Origin of the sequence: Aeromonas sp. s7(2024) (assembly GCF_040907825.1) — a bacterium.
Lineage (GTDB): Bacteria > Pseudomonadota > Gammaproteobacteria > Enterobacterales > Aeromonadaceae > Aeromonas > Aeromonas veronii.
The window spans coordinates 32,419-46,582 of sequence record NZ_JBFOCM010000019.1 but is presented as its reverse complement, the minus strand read 5'-3'; the positions used below and the strand labels follow the sequence as shown (position 1 = coordinate 46,582).

Annotated in this window: 9 protein-coding genes and 2 tRNA genes; 6 read left to right on the top strand and 5 right to left on the bottom strand. The window is 59.9% G+C overall.

Going from position 1 to position 14,164, the window contains the following annotated elements:
- Positions 1-19 precede the first annotated feature (19 nt).
- Both AB5Y73_RS08200 and AB5Y73_RS08195 read right to left on the bottom strand, forming a co-directional pair.
- Positions 20-1,921, bottom strand: a complete 1,902-nt coding sequence (locus AB5Y73_RS08200; protein WP_040066126.1) for a transglycosylase SLT domain-containing protein — start codon at positions 1,919-1,921, stop codon at positions 20-22.
- Between the two features lie 99 nt (positions 1,922-2,020).
- Entirely contained in the window at positions 2,021-4,525 is a 2,505-nt protein-coding gene (locus AB5Y73_RS08195; RefSeq protein WP_181497187.1) for a bifunctional diguanylate cyclase/phosphodiesterase, read from the bottom strand.
- Positions 4,526-4,893: 368 nt separating this feature from the next.
- Here AB5Y73_RS08195 and raiA point away from each other — a divergent pair, with 368 nt between their 5' ends.
- Entirely contained in the window at positions 4,894-5,232 is a 339-nt protein-coding gene (gene raiA / locus AB5Y73_RS08190; RefSeq protein ID WP_005334257.1) for a ribosome-associated translation inhibitor RaiA, read from the top strand.
- Positions 5,233-5,343: 111 nt separating this feature from the next.
- On the opposite strand, the gene AB5Y73_RS08185 is transcribed toward raiA, so the two are convergent.
- Positions 5,344-5,853, bottom strand: a complete 510-nt coding sequence (locus AB5Y73_RS08185) for a VC2046/SO_2500 family protein (RefSeq protein WP_107685175.1) — start codon at positions 5,851-5,853, stop codon at positions 5,344-5,346.
- 124 nt (positions 5,854-5,977) lie between these two features.
- Between AB5Y73_RS08185 and AB5Y73_RS08180 the strand changes: the two genes are divergently transcribed.
- Positions 5,978-6,062 (top strand) — tRNA-Tyr (locus AB5Y73_RS08180).
- Positions 6,063-6,096: 34 nt separating this feature from the next.
- Positions 6,097-6,181 (top strand) — tRNA-Tyr (locus AB5Y73_RS08175).
- A gap of 177 nt (positions 6,182-6,358) precedes the next feature.
- On the opposite strand, the gene AB5Y73_RS08170 is transcribed toward AB5Y73_RS08175, so the two are convergent.
- Both AB5Y73_RS08170 and AB5Y73_RS08165 read right to left on the bottom strand, forming a co-directional pair.
- Positions 6,359-10,159, bottom strand: coding sequence for a translocation/assembly module TamB domain-containing protein (locus tag AB5Y73_RS08170; RefSeq protein WP_107685131.1), 3,801 nt, complete (start codon positions 10,157-10,159; stop codon positions 6,359-6,361).
- Positions 10,160-10,220: 61 nt separating this feature from the next.
- Positions 10,221-11,996, bottom strand: coding sequence for an autotransporter assembly complex family protein (locus AB5Y73_RS08165; RefSeq protein ID WP_107685130.1), 1,776 nt, complete (start codon positions 11,994-11,996; stop codon positions 10,221-10,223).
- Positions 11,997-12,510: 514 nt separating this feature from the next.
- On the opposite strand from AB5Y73_RS08165, the gene AB5Y73_RS08160 reads away from it, so the two are divergent.
- The 3 genes from AB5Y73_RS08160 to AB5Y73_RS08150 all read left to right on the top strand — a co-directional run bounded on the left by AB5Y73_RS08160 (position 12,511) and on the right by AB5Y73_RS08150 (position 14,141).
- The gene (locus tag AB5Y73_RS08160; RefSeq protein ID WP_043818464.1) at positions 12,511-12,885 is read left to right on the top strand and encodes a hypothetical protein; all 375 of its coding nucleotides are present in this window, start codon (positions 12,511-12,513) and stop codon (positions 12,883-12,885) included.
- A 123-nt stretch (positions 12,886-13,008) separates the two neighbouring features.
- The gene (locus AB5Y73_RS08155; protein ID WP_005334269.1) at positions 13,009-13,287 is read left to right on the top strand and encodes a peptidylprolyl isomerase; all 279 of its coding nucleotides are present in this window, start codon (positions 13,009-13,011) and stop codon (positions 13,285-13,287) included.
- 179 nt (positions 13,288-13,466) lie between these two features.
- On the top strand, positions 13,467-14,141 hold the full coding sequence (locus tag AB5Y73_RS08150) for a DUF1499 domain-containing protein (protein WP_100654087.1): 675 nt from the start codon (positions 13,467-13,469) through the stop codon (positions 14,139-14,141).
- Positions 14,142-14,164: the final 23 nt, after the last annotated feature.

Genomic DNA, 14,164 nt, shown 5'->3' with positions numbered 1-14,164 from the left:
CCGGCTTGCGGCCCCCGACTCAATAGGCGTGATTGAGCTCCCGCTCTGACATGAAGCGCAGCGGCTGCTGCAGCTTGTGCTGATAAATGAGATCGAACGACAACACGTTTTGCACGTAGTTGCGGGTCTCCTTGTAGGGAATGCTCTCGACCCACACGTCCATCGGCTTGTTGTCACTCTGCTCTCGCCAGCGTTTTACCCGTCCTGGCCCGGCGTTGTAGGCAGCAGCAGCCAGGATCCGGTTGCCGTCATAGACATCCAGCAAGCGCTTGAGATAGGCGCTCCCCAGACGAATATTCATCGTCGGATCAAACAGTTGCTGCTCGTTGCGATAGGGCACCCCCAGCTTGCCGGCAGTCTCTTTGGCAGTAGCAGGCATCAGCTGCATCAGACCGCGCGCCCCCACCGGCGACTGGGCCAGCGGATAGAGAGCACTCTCCTGACGGGAGATGGCGTAGAGCAAACTGGTGTTCATGGTGCGCTCTTGCGCCATCTGGGAGAAGGTGCGCTTGAGCGGCAGCGGGAAGCGCAGGTCGAGAGCATCCCACGCTTCGGCGCGAATGCTGGCGAGAATGGCCAGCTCGTGCCAGCCCTGATTGAGGGCGATATGACCAAACTCGATGCGCTGGGCCACCGGATTGCGATCCATATTGTGGATCCACTCCGAGCGGGCCGCCGCAATCTCGTTCATCGACAGCAGCTCGCGCACCCGCAACAGGAAGGGCCAGCGCTGGCTGGCCGTGCGCCAGTCCGGTACATGCTTGACGCTCTGGTTCTTGATGCGATAGGGCACCCCGGTGCGCTGGGCGGCCATAAAGCCGTAGAAACCGCGCAGGTTGGCAGTCTCCAGATAGAGATCCCGCGCCGGTTTTTGCTGCCCCTGCACTTCAAGGGAGCGCGCCATCCAGTAGCGCCAGCGATCTTCTTTCTGACGGGCCATCGGCATCATCTTCACCCAGCCGGAGAGGCCACGCCAATCCTGCTCCCAGATGGCCAGTCGTGCCCGCAGCTCGGTAATGTCGGGATCCGCCAGCTTTTTCACCGTGCTGTCGACCCAGCTGCGCTGGGCTATGGAGCGATCCAGCAGCAGGCGGCGGGCAATCGCACGCTCTACCGGTTTCACCTCGGCCTGGGTCAGGCCGAAACGGCTGCGAAACAGCGCAAGCTGGCGCAGCACCGACTCCGGCTCCTGATTGGCATAGCGGGTCAAACCAAGGGAGAGCAGCTTGCGGGAATAGGGGTTGCTGCTGAAATAGGCCGGGTTCATCGCCTTGGCTGGCTGCTCGAACAGGGTCACCATCTGATCGCCATAGCTCTGCAAGCCGCTACCCAGGGTCGCGCCAAGGTGGCGGATCAGATTGGGGTTTTCCGCCTCGAACGCCAGCGTCATCCGCTGCCAGATCTTCTCCTGGGTTCGCTGACCGGATGCCTGCCACAGCTGGAACAGCGGGGAGCAGGCATCGGGACGGGATTGGCCGCTCATCCAGATCTTGCCCGCCCCCTGCAACGCCTCTTTCGGCTTGCCGGTGTAATAGAGCGCCTGATAGTGCATGCAGAGCAAGTCGGTGGAGCTCGGCTTGGCCGGATAGAAGCGCAGGAACTGCGACCACTGCTGGCTCTGGGCCAGATAGGTCAGATAGCTGCGCTCCAGTCGGTTGGACTGGGGGGTATCCCCATGCTGGCGGATAAAACGGGTCACATCGTTGTAATCCGCCGCCCCCGGACGAAAGGCGAGCTGATAGTAGTCGAGGTAAGGGAGCAGGGGGTAATGGGTCAAACGGGCACGAATTTGCTGGAAACGGGCCTGGTCATTGGCCCGTACGGCGTCATATGCCTGACGGTAGAGCGTCTGGTCGGCAGTCTGCGCCATCAGGGTCGGCACAAACAGCGCCGACAAAACAATTCCCCATACAGCTTTCACTGAACATCTCCATTGAGGGCAATACACCGCCCGGTGGCGGTGGGTCTACTGCCTCTCATTCTACCCGTTGCCGGGCAGCGCTACAGCGGGGAGCAGGGACTATTTTTCTGACTCGCTCAGCTGCATCTCGCGCAGTTGCTCCGGTCTGGTCAGCCGCTGTACATATTTCTCCAGATAGGGCACCGGCAGCGGCTTGGAAGCGAGATAGCCCTGATAGAAACTGCACCCCTGCGCCTTGAGAAACTCCAGTTGCTGGCGGGATTCCACCCCTTCCGCCGTGACGTTGAACCCCATATGTCGCGCCATGGCGATCACCGCCTCGACGATGGCCATGTTGTCGCCATCTTTCGGGATGTCCTGAATGAAGGAGCGGTCGATCTTGAGCTCATCGGCAGGCAACCGCTTGAGGTAGCTCAGGGAGGAGTAACCGGCGCCAAAATCGTCGATGGCAAAGCTGATGCCGAGCTCCTTGAGCTCGGTCATCTTGCTGATGGTGTCCTCGGCATGGCCCAGCACCACGGATTCGGTGATCTCCAGATTGAGGCAGGCCGGATCCATGCCGGTTTGCGCCAGCACATCGTGGATCCGCTCGACAAAGTCGGTGGCATGGAACTGCTTGGCACTGACGTTGACCGAGATCTGCGGAATGTGGATGCCGTTCTCCTCCCACAGCACATACTGGGCGCACGCCTCGTGCAGCACCCAGTTGCCGATATCGACAATCAGGTCCGTCTCCTCGGCAATGGGAATAAATTCGGCCGGCGAGACCAGCGAGCGACCGGCTGGCTGCCAGCGAATGAGCGCCTCGACACCAATGATATCGCCGCCATCGACCATATGCTGGGGCTGATAGTAGAGGGTCAGCTCTTGCTGGCTGAGGGCGTTGCGCAATTCGTTGTGAATGAGCAGACGGCGATCCGCCTGCTGCTGCATCGAGGCATCGAAGAAGCGACGGGTCTTGCGGCCAGCGGACTTGGCCTGATACATGGCGGTATCCGCCTGCTTGAGCAGATCATCGACCCCCTGCTCCCGATCCGGAAACAGGGTAATGCCGACACTGGCGCCGATGTGCAGCACTTGCCCCACATAGGTATAAGGAGCGGCAATCTCGGTGATAAGCCGCTCGGCAATGACATCGGCCTGCATCTCCGCCTGGGGCGGGCTGGCCGAGAGCGATGGCAGCAGCAACACAAACTCGTCACCGCCGAGGCGGGCCAGGCAATCTCCTTGCCGCACCAACCGTTTGAGACGGGCGGCGACCTCCTTGAGCAGCCAGTCACCGGTAGCGTGGCCGAGGGAGTCGTTGATGGTCTTGAAGTGATCGAGATCGATAAAGAGCAGCGCGCCAATCAAGCCATCACGGGTCGCCTCGTTGAAGGTCTGCACCAGAGTCTCGTGGAGCTGACGGCGATTGGGCAATCCGGTCAGCTCGTCGTAATAGGCGAGATCCTGAATGCGTCGCTCGGCCGCCTTGCGCTCGGAGATATCCTCGAAGCAGATGACAAAGTGGCTGATCACCCCCTTCTCGTCCTGCACCGGCGTCACTATCTCCCACTGGGGATAGGTGTGACCATCGACATGGCGACGCTGGGTCTCCCCCTGCCAGCGACTGAGAGTATTGAGCTCGTAGCCGAGCCCCCCCAAATTGGGCCAGAGATCCTCTTCCAGATGCAGGCCCAGCACCGACTGGCTGTCAAAGCCGGTGATCTGGCTGAAGGCGTTGTTGACCCGCAGGATCTTGAACCCCGGATCCGTAATGATGATCCCTTCGTGGGTCTCGAATGCAACGGCAGAGAGGCGCATCTGGGCATCTGATTGCAATCGCTCCAGCTCGGCCACCATCCGTACCGAAAAGGTATTGAGCACCGAGGTGAGATTGCTGGTATCTGCCGGGGCCGAATAGAGCAGCGCCAGATGGCCCAGAAGTTGGCCTCTGGCATCAAACAGCGGCTGACCATAATAAGTCTGCCCGACCGCCAGCCAGGGTTGATACTCCTGCGACTCGTCGATCACCTCGAAACAGATGGCCCCTTGCTTGTAGAGCTCCTGACAGGGGGATCCCGCCAGCAGATAGTCCTTCTGCGCCAGCCCGTCGGCAGCCAGCACTTTGACTCGGTCGGCACCGCACAACTCACCCACCCAGACCGCATCCACCTTGAGGATATGGGCCAGCTGGCTGACCAGGGTATTGAAGAAATCGAGCCCAGTGCGGGCAGAGAGCGCCTGCGCCAACTGGGTGAGCAGGGTGGTTTGCAGCAACGGCAAAGAGAGGTTGAGAGAGGATACTGCACTGTTGGCGGTATCAAGAGGGGCCAGCCAGCCACAGCAGATCTGCTGGGTGGGCACAAACTGGCCGCTCCAGAGCACATGGTTGAGCTGCCCCTGATCATCTTTCAGATGACCGATGAACTGTTCAGGCAGATGTGATTCATGAAGCCGGACGAGAAAGTCGGCAAAGCCTGCCTCGTCTTCCGGTAACAAGCGAGCGGCCCAAGGATGATTGCCCTCCCCTTGCCACTGCTGGTAGGCCCCCTGATCAGAGAGACTCCACTGATCATGTTGCCGATCGAAAAACCACATGACTTGCGTGGCCTGCTGCTTCATTTACCACTCCAACACAACAACCAACCACGTTTGATGTCCAATCAGGCATAGCAACGCCCCCTGCATCCGCTCATCAGATCAGAGGTTGCGAGGGAAGAGTACAAACATGCGATATCAAGCAGTGGAAACCGGGCATGAGGTCGACACGAAGTGCTGCCAAGAAGGGACAGAAACGATCCTATTCCCGTCATACTGCCTGCCAGTTTCATGGAGCTCAAGCTGTTTTTGGCACGAAACCGGAAAAGATCACAATTTATAAGTTGCTGAATAGCCAAGGGAAGGTTATGTGACATAGATCACATTTCAATCTTTACCAATGAGTAATCTGAAGGTGAAGACACAAGCAAGACGACCCGAAGGGGGCCAATATGAAAATCGAAATTACCAGCAAAATCATCGACATCACCCCGGCTATCCGCGAGCGCATCGAATCCCGTTTTGAAAAGCTCGAACGTCTTCAGGTGCCTCTCATCACACCCCATGTGATTGTTTCCAAAGAGCGTCTGATGTTCACTGTCGAAGCCAGTGCTGGCATCCCCAACGGCAAACTGTTTGCCCAGGCAGAGCATGAGGATCTCTACGCCGCCATTAACGAACTGGGGCAAAAACTGGAGCGCCAACTCAACCGTCACACCGAAAAGCCGATTGCCCGTCGTGCCAATGCCGCCCTCAAAGAGCAGCCGCAACCGGATGAAGCTGACGCTTGATAGCATGCCGCAAGGCTAAAAATTCTAAAGAGCATAAAGGCGGGGTTACCCGCCTTTTTGTTGCCTGTGATTTGCCAACAAGCATCGCGTTACACCAGTGAACAGGCGCCATCAACTGAGCCAGTGCAACCGGGTATCCACCCCCTGTTGCAAACGATCGAGGATCGGCAGCAATACCAGCGGATCCTCTTGGCGTGGCATATCGGCCAGCTTTCCTTGCAACCGCTCCCGCGCCAGCGGCGACAGGTTGTCGTAGACAGCCTCATCCAGCAGCGGCTGTTTGACCGCCAGCGGCGGTGTTTGCAGCGCCAGCCAGAGCCGCACATCCACCATACTTCCCCCCTGCTGCAGCCGCTCATTGATGGCACTGCAGTCACTCCCCGCCCCTTCAGCCACCAGCACCTCTACCGGTCTCAGCTCAAAGTGCAGACGCCAGTCACGGCTCTGGGGAGTGGCCGCCGGTTTGGCATCAAACCAGGGCTGTTCCTCCACCGCATCGGTCAGCAGGGCCAGATGCAACCGGAAATCAGCCCGATCCCCATGCTGCAGGTCACGGTTGAGGCGCTGCCCCAACTGGCCCTCATCAACGAGCAGGTGATTACGGATTGAACTGGGCAGCATGAGATAACTCTCGAAAATGGCGATTTCACTGGTTATCGGCCACAAATCCAATTCTTTTAATGGAAAAATCCTGCTTGGGGGTTCACAAAACCGGAAGATCTGTTAGTATGCGCCTCGCACTTGTGGAGGGGTTCCCGAGCGGCCAAAGGGATCAGACTGTAAATCTGACGGCTCTGCCTTCGAAGGTTCGAATCCTTCTCCCTCCACCATTTCAAGTGCGACAAGTTGAAAGCAATACACCGTGGAGGGGTTCCCGAGCGGCCAAAGGGATCAGACTGTAAATCTGACGGCTCTGCCTTCGAAGGTTCGAATCCTTCTCCCTCCACCATCATTCAGAAAACCCAGCCTCGCGCCGGGTTTTCGCATTTTTGGCCCATCGCAATTCATTCTCCCTCTGCACTGCCAACCTTTATCACGGCTTGCCCGCGGCCGATCGCGCAATAAAAAAACGGGAGGCCTGCGCCTCCCGTTTACGTTCATATCAGCCCTGTTACGGGATGAAGCGTTACAGAGTAAAGCGATAGAAGATATCGACCGCCTGGGCCACTCCGCTCATCGCCTGCAGATAGAGCCGTGGCAATACCTCGTAGCGCAGCTTGAATTCGGCGATGGGACTGAAGACCCCGACCCCGTACTGGAACTGCAAGCCCGGCAGCAGATAGGCCGACAGAGTCACCTGGGTGTTGTCACCACTGCCCGCGGTATCGAGGGAGACATCGCTCATCCCGAGCGACTCGCCAATGCTCGACACCACGCCGTTGGCCTGACTCACCGCACCGGCCACCAGCAGGCCGTTGAAACCGCCATCCTCACCGCCAGTCTGCAACCCTTTGCCACGCAGCAGATAGGAGAGCTGTTCCGACTGCGCCATCTGCGGCTCGGAGTAGACAGTGATCTCAGGCTTGCTGGCAGGGCCTGTCACCCGCACCCCGACCGTCACCTGACCCTCGATGGTATCGGGATCCCGGTTGGCTTCGATGTTGAGGAACGGCCGATCCAGCGGACCGGAGAAGAGGATCCGCCCCTCCTTGATGATGAGGTTCTGACCATAGGCCTTGAAGCGGCCGTTGGTCAGCACCAGCTGGCCGTTGCCTGCCAGCGGTTTCTCGGGATCCTGACGGATATTGAGACCGCCGGAGACATCGGTCTTCAGTCCCATGGCATCAAGTTTCACATCGTTGCCAAGGCGGATCGCCACCTTCATCGCCAGCGGCAGACTTGCCTGCTTGGGGGCCGGGGGCAGATCGTCATAGACCACAGTCACATCGTCGGAGACCGCCACCGCCGAATCCGGCAGGCTCTTGACCAGAATGCGCGCCCAGGGAATATCCACCTGACCGGTAATCCGGGTCTCCTCCCCCAGCGACACCGCGATATCGGGCGAGACTCTGACCCGGCCCATGCCCGGATATTGCGCCTCCAGATCCTTGCCCTGAATGGTGAGGCTGCCGCTGACCGGCATCTTGGCCCAGCTGAGCCAGCCGCCCAGTGCCAGCGGCCCCTTGCCCACCAGCATGGAGCCATCGAGCTCGGCGCGGTTGCCCTCGATCTTGAGGCGGGTCACCAGCTTGGTCAGGGTCACCATGTCGGAGTGGGTCTGCACTTCACCGTCACGCAGGTTGAGCTGGCCAAACAGCAGGGGCGCCGCCAGCGTGCCGTCGAAGCGGGCATCGGCGGAGATGATCCCTTGCAGGGAGCGCACCTCAGGGATGAGCGGCGCGAAGGTATTGAGCTTGAGATCGTCAAACTTGAGCTGACCACCGAGAAGACCGCGACCGGCGGGCTCCTTGATCAGCAGATCGGTATCGATATTGCCGATCTGTTTGGAGGCAAAATCGAGGCGAATGGCCGCCTGCTGCCGCTCGAAATCCAGGGCCAGAGCCAGCTGCTGATAGTCGGTCTTGAGGCCATCTGCCACAAAAGTGCCCGGCGTGGTGCGCACCACCGCATGCAGGGTCGGCTGATTGCCACGCCAGCTGGCGCGGCCATCGGCCGAGAGCATCGCCTGCCAGCGGAAGTTGTCCGGCAACCAGGGGCGTAGCCGCTTGAGATCAAACTCACTCAAAGCAAACTCCAGAGTGCCCTGTGCAGCGGAGACCTGACTCCCCTTGACGCAGAGGCTGGCCCCTTGGGAGCCGAGGCAGAGATCCCCCATCGCCAGCCGCTGACGCGGCAGATCGAGATCCAGTGCCCAAGGGGAGCTCAAGTCCCAACGGCGCAGCGGGGTTTTCAGCCGCAACTCGGAGAGCGCCCCGCGCCAGTGATCCCCGCGCACGCCGCCACCCAGTTTGAGATTGGCCGCAACAGGGTCACCCTTCATGGTCAGGGTCAACAGATGCTGACTGATATCGCCGCTGAGGTTCAGGGCCAGCTGGCTGAGCTTGGTCTCCCCCTGTTTCAGCTGCGCCACCAACAACGCGAGCTCACCGGCCGGTTTGGCGCCGATCACCGCATTGCCCTTGAGAGTAATGCCCTTCAGGTCGGTGCCGGCATAGTAGAGCCGCTCGGAGGCGAGATCCGCATCGATTTTTGGCGTCTGCTGATTGCCACTGACCTTCACCTGCCCCTTGATATCCCCTTTCAGGCCAGGATAGATGCCCCCCAGCTGGGGAGCCTGCAGGTTGGCATCGAGCTTCCACTGGGCGCTGCTGATACTGCCCTTGGCCTGCAACTGGTTGGGGCCACTTTGCAGCGAGAGCGCCGGGATCAGCCACTCCATCTTGTCGTTACCGCTAAGCTCCCCCTTGAGGGCCAGCGGGTACTGGTTGAGCTTGCCATCAACCTTGAGCTTGGGCAGTTTCAGCTCCCAGTGGCCCGCTTCGTTCATCACGAAACTGCTCTCCAGCTCACCGGCCAGCGTCCCTTTCAGCTCGGGCAGCAGCTCGGCCGGATTGATCCCCTTGAACAGGGTGGTTCCCTGCCACTCGAGCCCCTTGTTCCAGGCGAGCTTGCCATCGAGTTTGAGCTCCCCCTTTAGGGCGTTGAGCTGCAAGGCGATCTTGCTGAGCCGCTCCAGATCCCCCTTACCGTCCAGCGCGAGCTTGAAGGGGGGGACATCGGTTCCCTTGCCGGAGGTATTGAGGGCAAACTGATAGCCGGAGAGCTTGCCCTTGGCAGTCAGGCTCCCTTTATCCAGCAGATAGCTCGGCTCATCTTTGGCAGGCTTGTGAAGAGGCCAACCGAGGCTCTTCCAGTCGAGGGCCAGATCAAAAGGGAGATCCGGGTCGAGAGCGGCCAGCGAGCCCTTGAGATTGGCGACGACCGGCCCCTTGGCCGACAACACCAGCCCCAGCTTGCCGACCGAACCGCTCAGCGCCAGCGTGGCCTGCTCCCCCAGCAGCTCGCCACCGAGCAACCCCTTGCGTGCCTTGGCATCCAGGGTCACCGCCAGCGGGTAGTCGTCACTGAGCTGGATATGGCCCTTGAGCGCCAGATCGGCCATGGCGTGGCGCAGCGAGAGCTCGCGCACCTCGATGCGATCGTCGGCAGCAGTGGCCGACAGCAGCAACTTGTCGAGCCCTTCAATCAGCTCGCCCTGCTTATATTGCACCTGGGTCGCGCTGACCCCTTCCAGCTGGATGGGGAAAGGAAGATGAATGGCGGGCAGGAGAATGGGGGCAGCCTTTGCCGTGTTCGCAGCTGGCGTCCCTTTGCCCTGTTTGACGGTCTTGGCGCTGGCCTTGTCGTTGCGCGCCACCGCAGCACCGGCTCGCTTCTCGTTAGCGGCCGGCTGCTTGGCAGATTTGGCTGCGCTGGCGGGTGCCGCATCATCCAGCGTCACCTTCAGGTTATCGAGCACCGGGCCGCGTACAATCAGCCCCTTGCGATTGAGGGTGGCGCCGATATCGAGGGACCCCAGGGTCACAGCCACGCCGGGCACTGCCAGATCGAGATCGGCCACCTTGAGGCTGTCGACCTGGATCTTGAGTGGCAGCGGGCGCCAGACAAAGGGTTCGGAAGGCTCTTCCGGCGCAGGCTCGGAGTCGGCTACCTTGACCACCGGATGGGTCACCGCCAGGGATTTTATCCAGAGCTTGCCCTGCAGCAACTTGCCGAGATCCCAGTCGAGCACGGCGCGATCCACCGTCACATCCACCAGCTCATCCTGCCAACCCGCCCCTTCCAGAGTCCAGCCATAGCCAAGCTGACCGGCCACCAGCTCCCCCTTGAGGGAGGGCAGCGCCCCCTTGGCCTGTTGCCACAGCCACTTGTTGCCCTGATGGGTAAAGCCCAGCAGGCTGACACCGATGAGCAGCAGGAACACCAGCCCCATCAGCCAGAGAAAAATGCGTTTTAGCCAGATCACAATGCAGACCCCCGCGCAAGATACAGCCGCAGCGGCCAAAGAAAAAAGCGTTTAGACAACATCATAATTCAGGCCCCAATGCGAAATGCAGCCGCAAGGGCTTGTCCTCCTCCGATACCCCGACCGCCAGATCCAGCCTGACCTGACCGATGGGGGTGACCCAGCGCACACCGACGCCAGTACCTATTTTCCAGGGCTCGCTGTAATCGGTGGTGGAGGTGCCGCCATCCACAAACATGGCCCCCAGCCACTTCTCGCTGAAGCGGTAGTTGTATTCCAGACTGGCCACGCTGGTGTAGCGGCCACCGGTCAGCTTGCCATCCGGCCCGGTGGGGGAGATGCTCTCGTAACCAAAGCCGCGCACCGTCTGATCGCCACCGGTAAAGAAACGCAGAGAAGGCGGCACCAGCGAGAAGCTGTCACCTATGATGGCCCCCTGCTCGGCCCGCATCAGGAATCTGTGGTTATCGCCAAGAGTTCGCAGCCACTTGCTGCGTCCCCACACCCGCATAAAGCTGATGTCGGAGCCCCATCTGGGATCGGAGAACTCCAGCGTCAGCTGCTGGCGATCCCCCCAATCGGGCACCAGAGTACCGCGCACCCGCAGTCGGGACCAGGAGACCCCGGGGATCAGCAGCAAGCTGTTCCCCTCGTCGGCGCCCTGGGTATAGATCTCGTTCTCCAGCCGGATAAAGACGTCCCGATCCCAGCTCTCCGGCCGCCGCGTCCAGCGGTGTACACCGATGGTAGTGAGATCGGAGCGGGTATCGTTGTTGTCCTTGTACTGGTAGCCGGTCTGGATGGAGTAGTAGTCCCGCAGCGGGTTACCCACCGGGATCTGGTAGTCGAAGCTGAGCTCTGCCTCCGGCGCCGACACCTTGGCGGTGGCAAACAGGCGATGGCCGTAGCGGTTGACCCAGGGCTTCTCCCAGGTGGCACTCATCCGCGGGCCTACGTCGGTGGCGTAACCGATACCTGCCTCGATTTCGTGATCGACCCGGTTATCCAGCGTCACCGCAATGGGCACCCGATAGTTGCTCGCCTCGCTCAATACCGGCTTGATATCGACCTGACGGAACAGCTTGGTGGAGGAGACATCCTGCGACATCTCGGCCAGACGGATGGCGAGATAGGGGTCGCCGCTCTTGATGTTGATAAGCGGGCGGATCAGGTGAAGCGCTTCGGGGGTGGCATCGTAGCGGATCTCGCCAAAACGGTAGCGATGGCCCGATTCGAACAGAATAAAGATCTCTGCCGTCCCCTTGTCCGGGAACACCTTGACCTGACTCTTGCTCAGCTTGGCATCAAAGTAACCGCGGGCCAGCCCGAGGCTGCCCAGATCCGCCTTGATGGATTCATATTTGGCGTGATTGAGGGGTTCACCCTCTTTGAGGGGCAACTTGTCCAGCAGGGCGCTGTAGAGCTCGTCGCTGCCTGCATCCCCCTCCAGCAGAATATCGAGGCGGGAGACGATGACCGGCTCCCCCTTGTCCACCTCAATCACCACTTTGGACGGAGTCTTCTTGTCGCGGCTCAGGGTGATTTTCGGCTGGTAGTAGCCATAAACCTGCAGCGCCTTTTGCACGCTCTCGGTGATTTTGGCGCGGGCCGGACGGTATTGCCGCTCCTGATAGACCGGCAGGGCATTGAGGTAGGCTTCAACGTTATCCTTGTTCTCCCCTTTCAACCCCTTGACCTGATAGGTGAGCTTGGCAGCAAACGCGGGCGAAGCCAGCAGCGACAGCAACAGGCCCACCCCTAGTACCCGCAGGCCGCGGCGAAACGCAGGGCCGGACAGTAAACGCCCTGCCAGCAGGGATGAAATGCATCCTGTCAAAGGTCAATATTCCTGAATCTGTGGTGAAGGAAACCAGCGCCCTTTCGGGCCAACCCCGAATGCGGCGCAGCACGCCATGCAGTGCATGGCCGTGACACAAAAATGCGCGCCAGAAAAATGGCGAACCTTATCCTAACATAGGCATCGGCCAGCGACAGCGCGGCGCCATTGGCAAATTCACCATATCTTTTAAGAGGTTGACCACAAATCACACATTTTGCTGACAATGACGCCGCCCGCTTTCCCGATGAGGGCGAATTGACCTGCCCTGAACAAGGTTCACTTCGTCGTCAGGCACCATTTGTCACCTCTCCCCCTCTCTTTACCACCAGAAACCCACCACGACAGAGTTTGTCGGCATCGCCCCACCATCACCGTTTAACAGACCCGGCACACGCCAAAGCCCGCCGTAGCGGGTGATTAAGAATTGCTCGTTCAGCACAATCGAATTATCCCGCTGCCTTTGCGAACGTCCCTCCCTCACACTTGAACCATCAACTGAAGGAGACACATCATGCATGCACGTAGCGAACAGATGGCTGACTATATTGCCGATCGTCTCGAGTTCATCACCTTTCTCGCCTGCTGCAGCGCCCTGCTGGCCCTGCTGACCGGCATGAGTGGCCAGCAGGCGCTGGCCTTTACTGCCCTGAACCTGCCGTTTGGCCTCGGCATTCTGCTGGCGATGGCGCTGCTGGCCCCCCTGCCCGTCCACTGGCGGCTGCCGGGCATCACCTTGCTGCTGGCAGGTTGCGCCCTGATGACCCTGCAACTGGGGGGGGAGTGGCTCAATCCGCTGGCCATCTGGAGCCTCTACGCCCTGCTCGGTCTGGAGATCATCTGGCAAGCGCGTCCCCGCGCCGTGCTGGCCACCCGCGCTCGCCAATAATACGGCCGATAAAGGGCGGGCTGTGATGGCTGACGCCAGTGGCAAATTGGGGTACTCTTGCGCCCCGATTTGCCACCACCCCTGGCGTTAACAACCTTCGCCATCACTCCCAGGAGCGCCCCGATGAAAAAAGCCTGTGCCCAGCACATTCTGGTCAAGACCGAAAAACAGTGTCTGGAGATCAAGGAGAAGATCGAGAAGGGAGCCGACTTCGGCCAGATGGCCAAGCGCTTCTCTACCTGCGCTTCTGCAAAACGCAGCGGCGATCTGGGGGAGTTCAATAAAGGGGATATGGTCAAGCCCTTCGACGATGCCGTCTTCAAGGGTGAACTGCTCAAGGTGCTGGGGCCGGTGCGCACCAAGTTCGGCTTCCATCTGATCAAAGTGCTCTATCGCAACTAAGTCATCGCAACTGACCATTTTCTCGGTGAAGCTCCCGTCAGGCGGGCTTCACCGACCTCTGCATCTCCCTCGCAAAACTGACCAAAACCACGCCAAACTCTCATCAATTTACTAACGTTATCAGGCAATTAAGTTTATCCTTCTCGGCATTGTCCACATTCGACGATGGATCCCGTGCTATGCCCCGCTCTTGCTTGTGGCCCCTGCTGGCCTGGTTACTCCCGCTCGCTGGCGCCCTCGGCAGCCGCTTTCATCTCTGGCCCTGGTGGATCGGTTTTGCGATCTGTCTCATCGGAGCCCTTGTCTCCCTGATCTTGCTGGTACGCCTGCCCTGGAGCCGTAACCGCTATGCCAGCGGCCTTGGCGCCTTGCCACTGCTGCTACCGCTGACCTTTGTGGCACAGGCGCTGCGCATGCCGCTGATCAACGATGTGAGCACAGATCCCTACAATCCCCCCCAACTGCGCTGGGCGGCAGAGCTCAGAACGGCGCAGGATCTGCCAATAAATAGCGCACCGCTGAAAGCAGTTGAGGCAAAACCCGGTCCTCTCTTTACCAAGGCCTCTCCTGCCGAAGTGGTGATTGAAGCCAACGAACTGATGCAGGAGCTGGGCTGGCAGGTACGACCCAGCCCAGATGGTCTGGATGCGGTGGTTACCACCGGCTGGTTCGGCTTTCAGGATGATGTGGCGCTGCGGGTCTTTGCTGGCCTCAAAGAGACCCGCATCGATATGCGATCAGCCTCCCGTCAGGGGCAAAGCGATCTGGGCACCAACCGGGCGCGGATCGAGGATTTCCTGACCCGCCTGAATGAGCGCCTCGGCCAGGCCTACAAACCCAATTTGAAACCGTAAGTGTGAAACAACAAGAAGGTAAC

Coding starts and splice junctions, on each gene's coding strand:
- AB5Y73_RS08150 (WP_100654087.1), top strand. CDS start 13,467: ATGCCCCGCTCTTGCTTGTGGCCCCTGCTGGCCTGGTTACTCCCGCTC.
- raiA (WP_005334257.1), top strand. CDS start 4,894: ATGAAAATCGAAATTACCAGCAAAATCATCGACATCACCCCGGCTATC.
- AB5Y73_RS08185 (WP_107685175.1), bottom strand. CDS start 5,853: ATGCTGCCCAGTTCAATCCGTAATCACCTGCTCGTTGATGAGGGCCAG.
- AB5Y73_RS08155 (WP_005334269.1), top strand. CDS start 13,009: ATGAAAAAAGCCTGTGCCCAGCACATTCTGGTCAAGACCGAAAAACAG.
- AB5Y73_RS08195 (WP_181497187.1), bottom strand. CDS start 4,525: ATGAAGCAGCAGGCCACGCAAGTCATGTGGTTTTTCGATCGGCAACAT.
- AB5Y73_RS08160 (WP_043818464.1), top strand. CDS start 12,511: ATGCATGCACGTAGCGAACAGATGGCTGACTATATTGCCGATCGTCTC.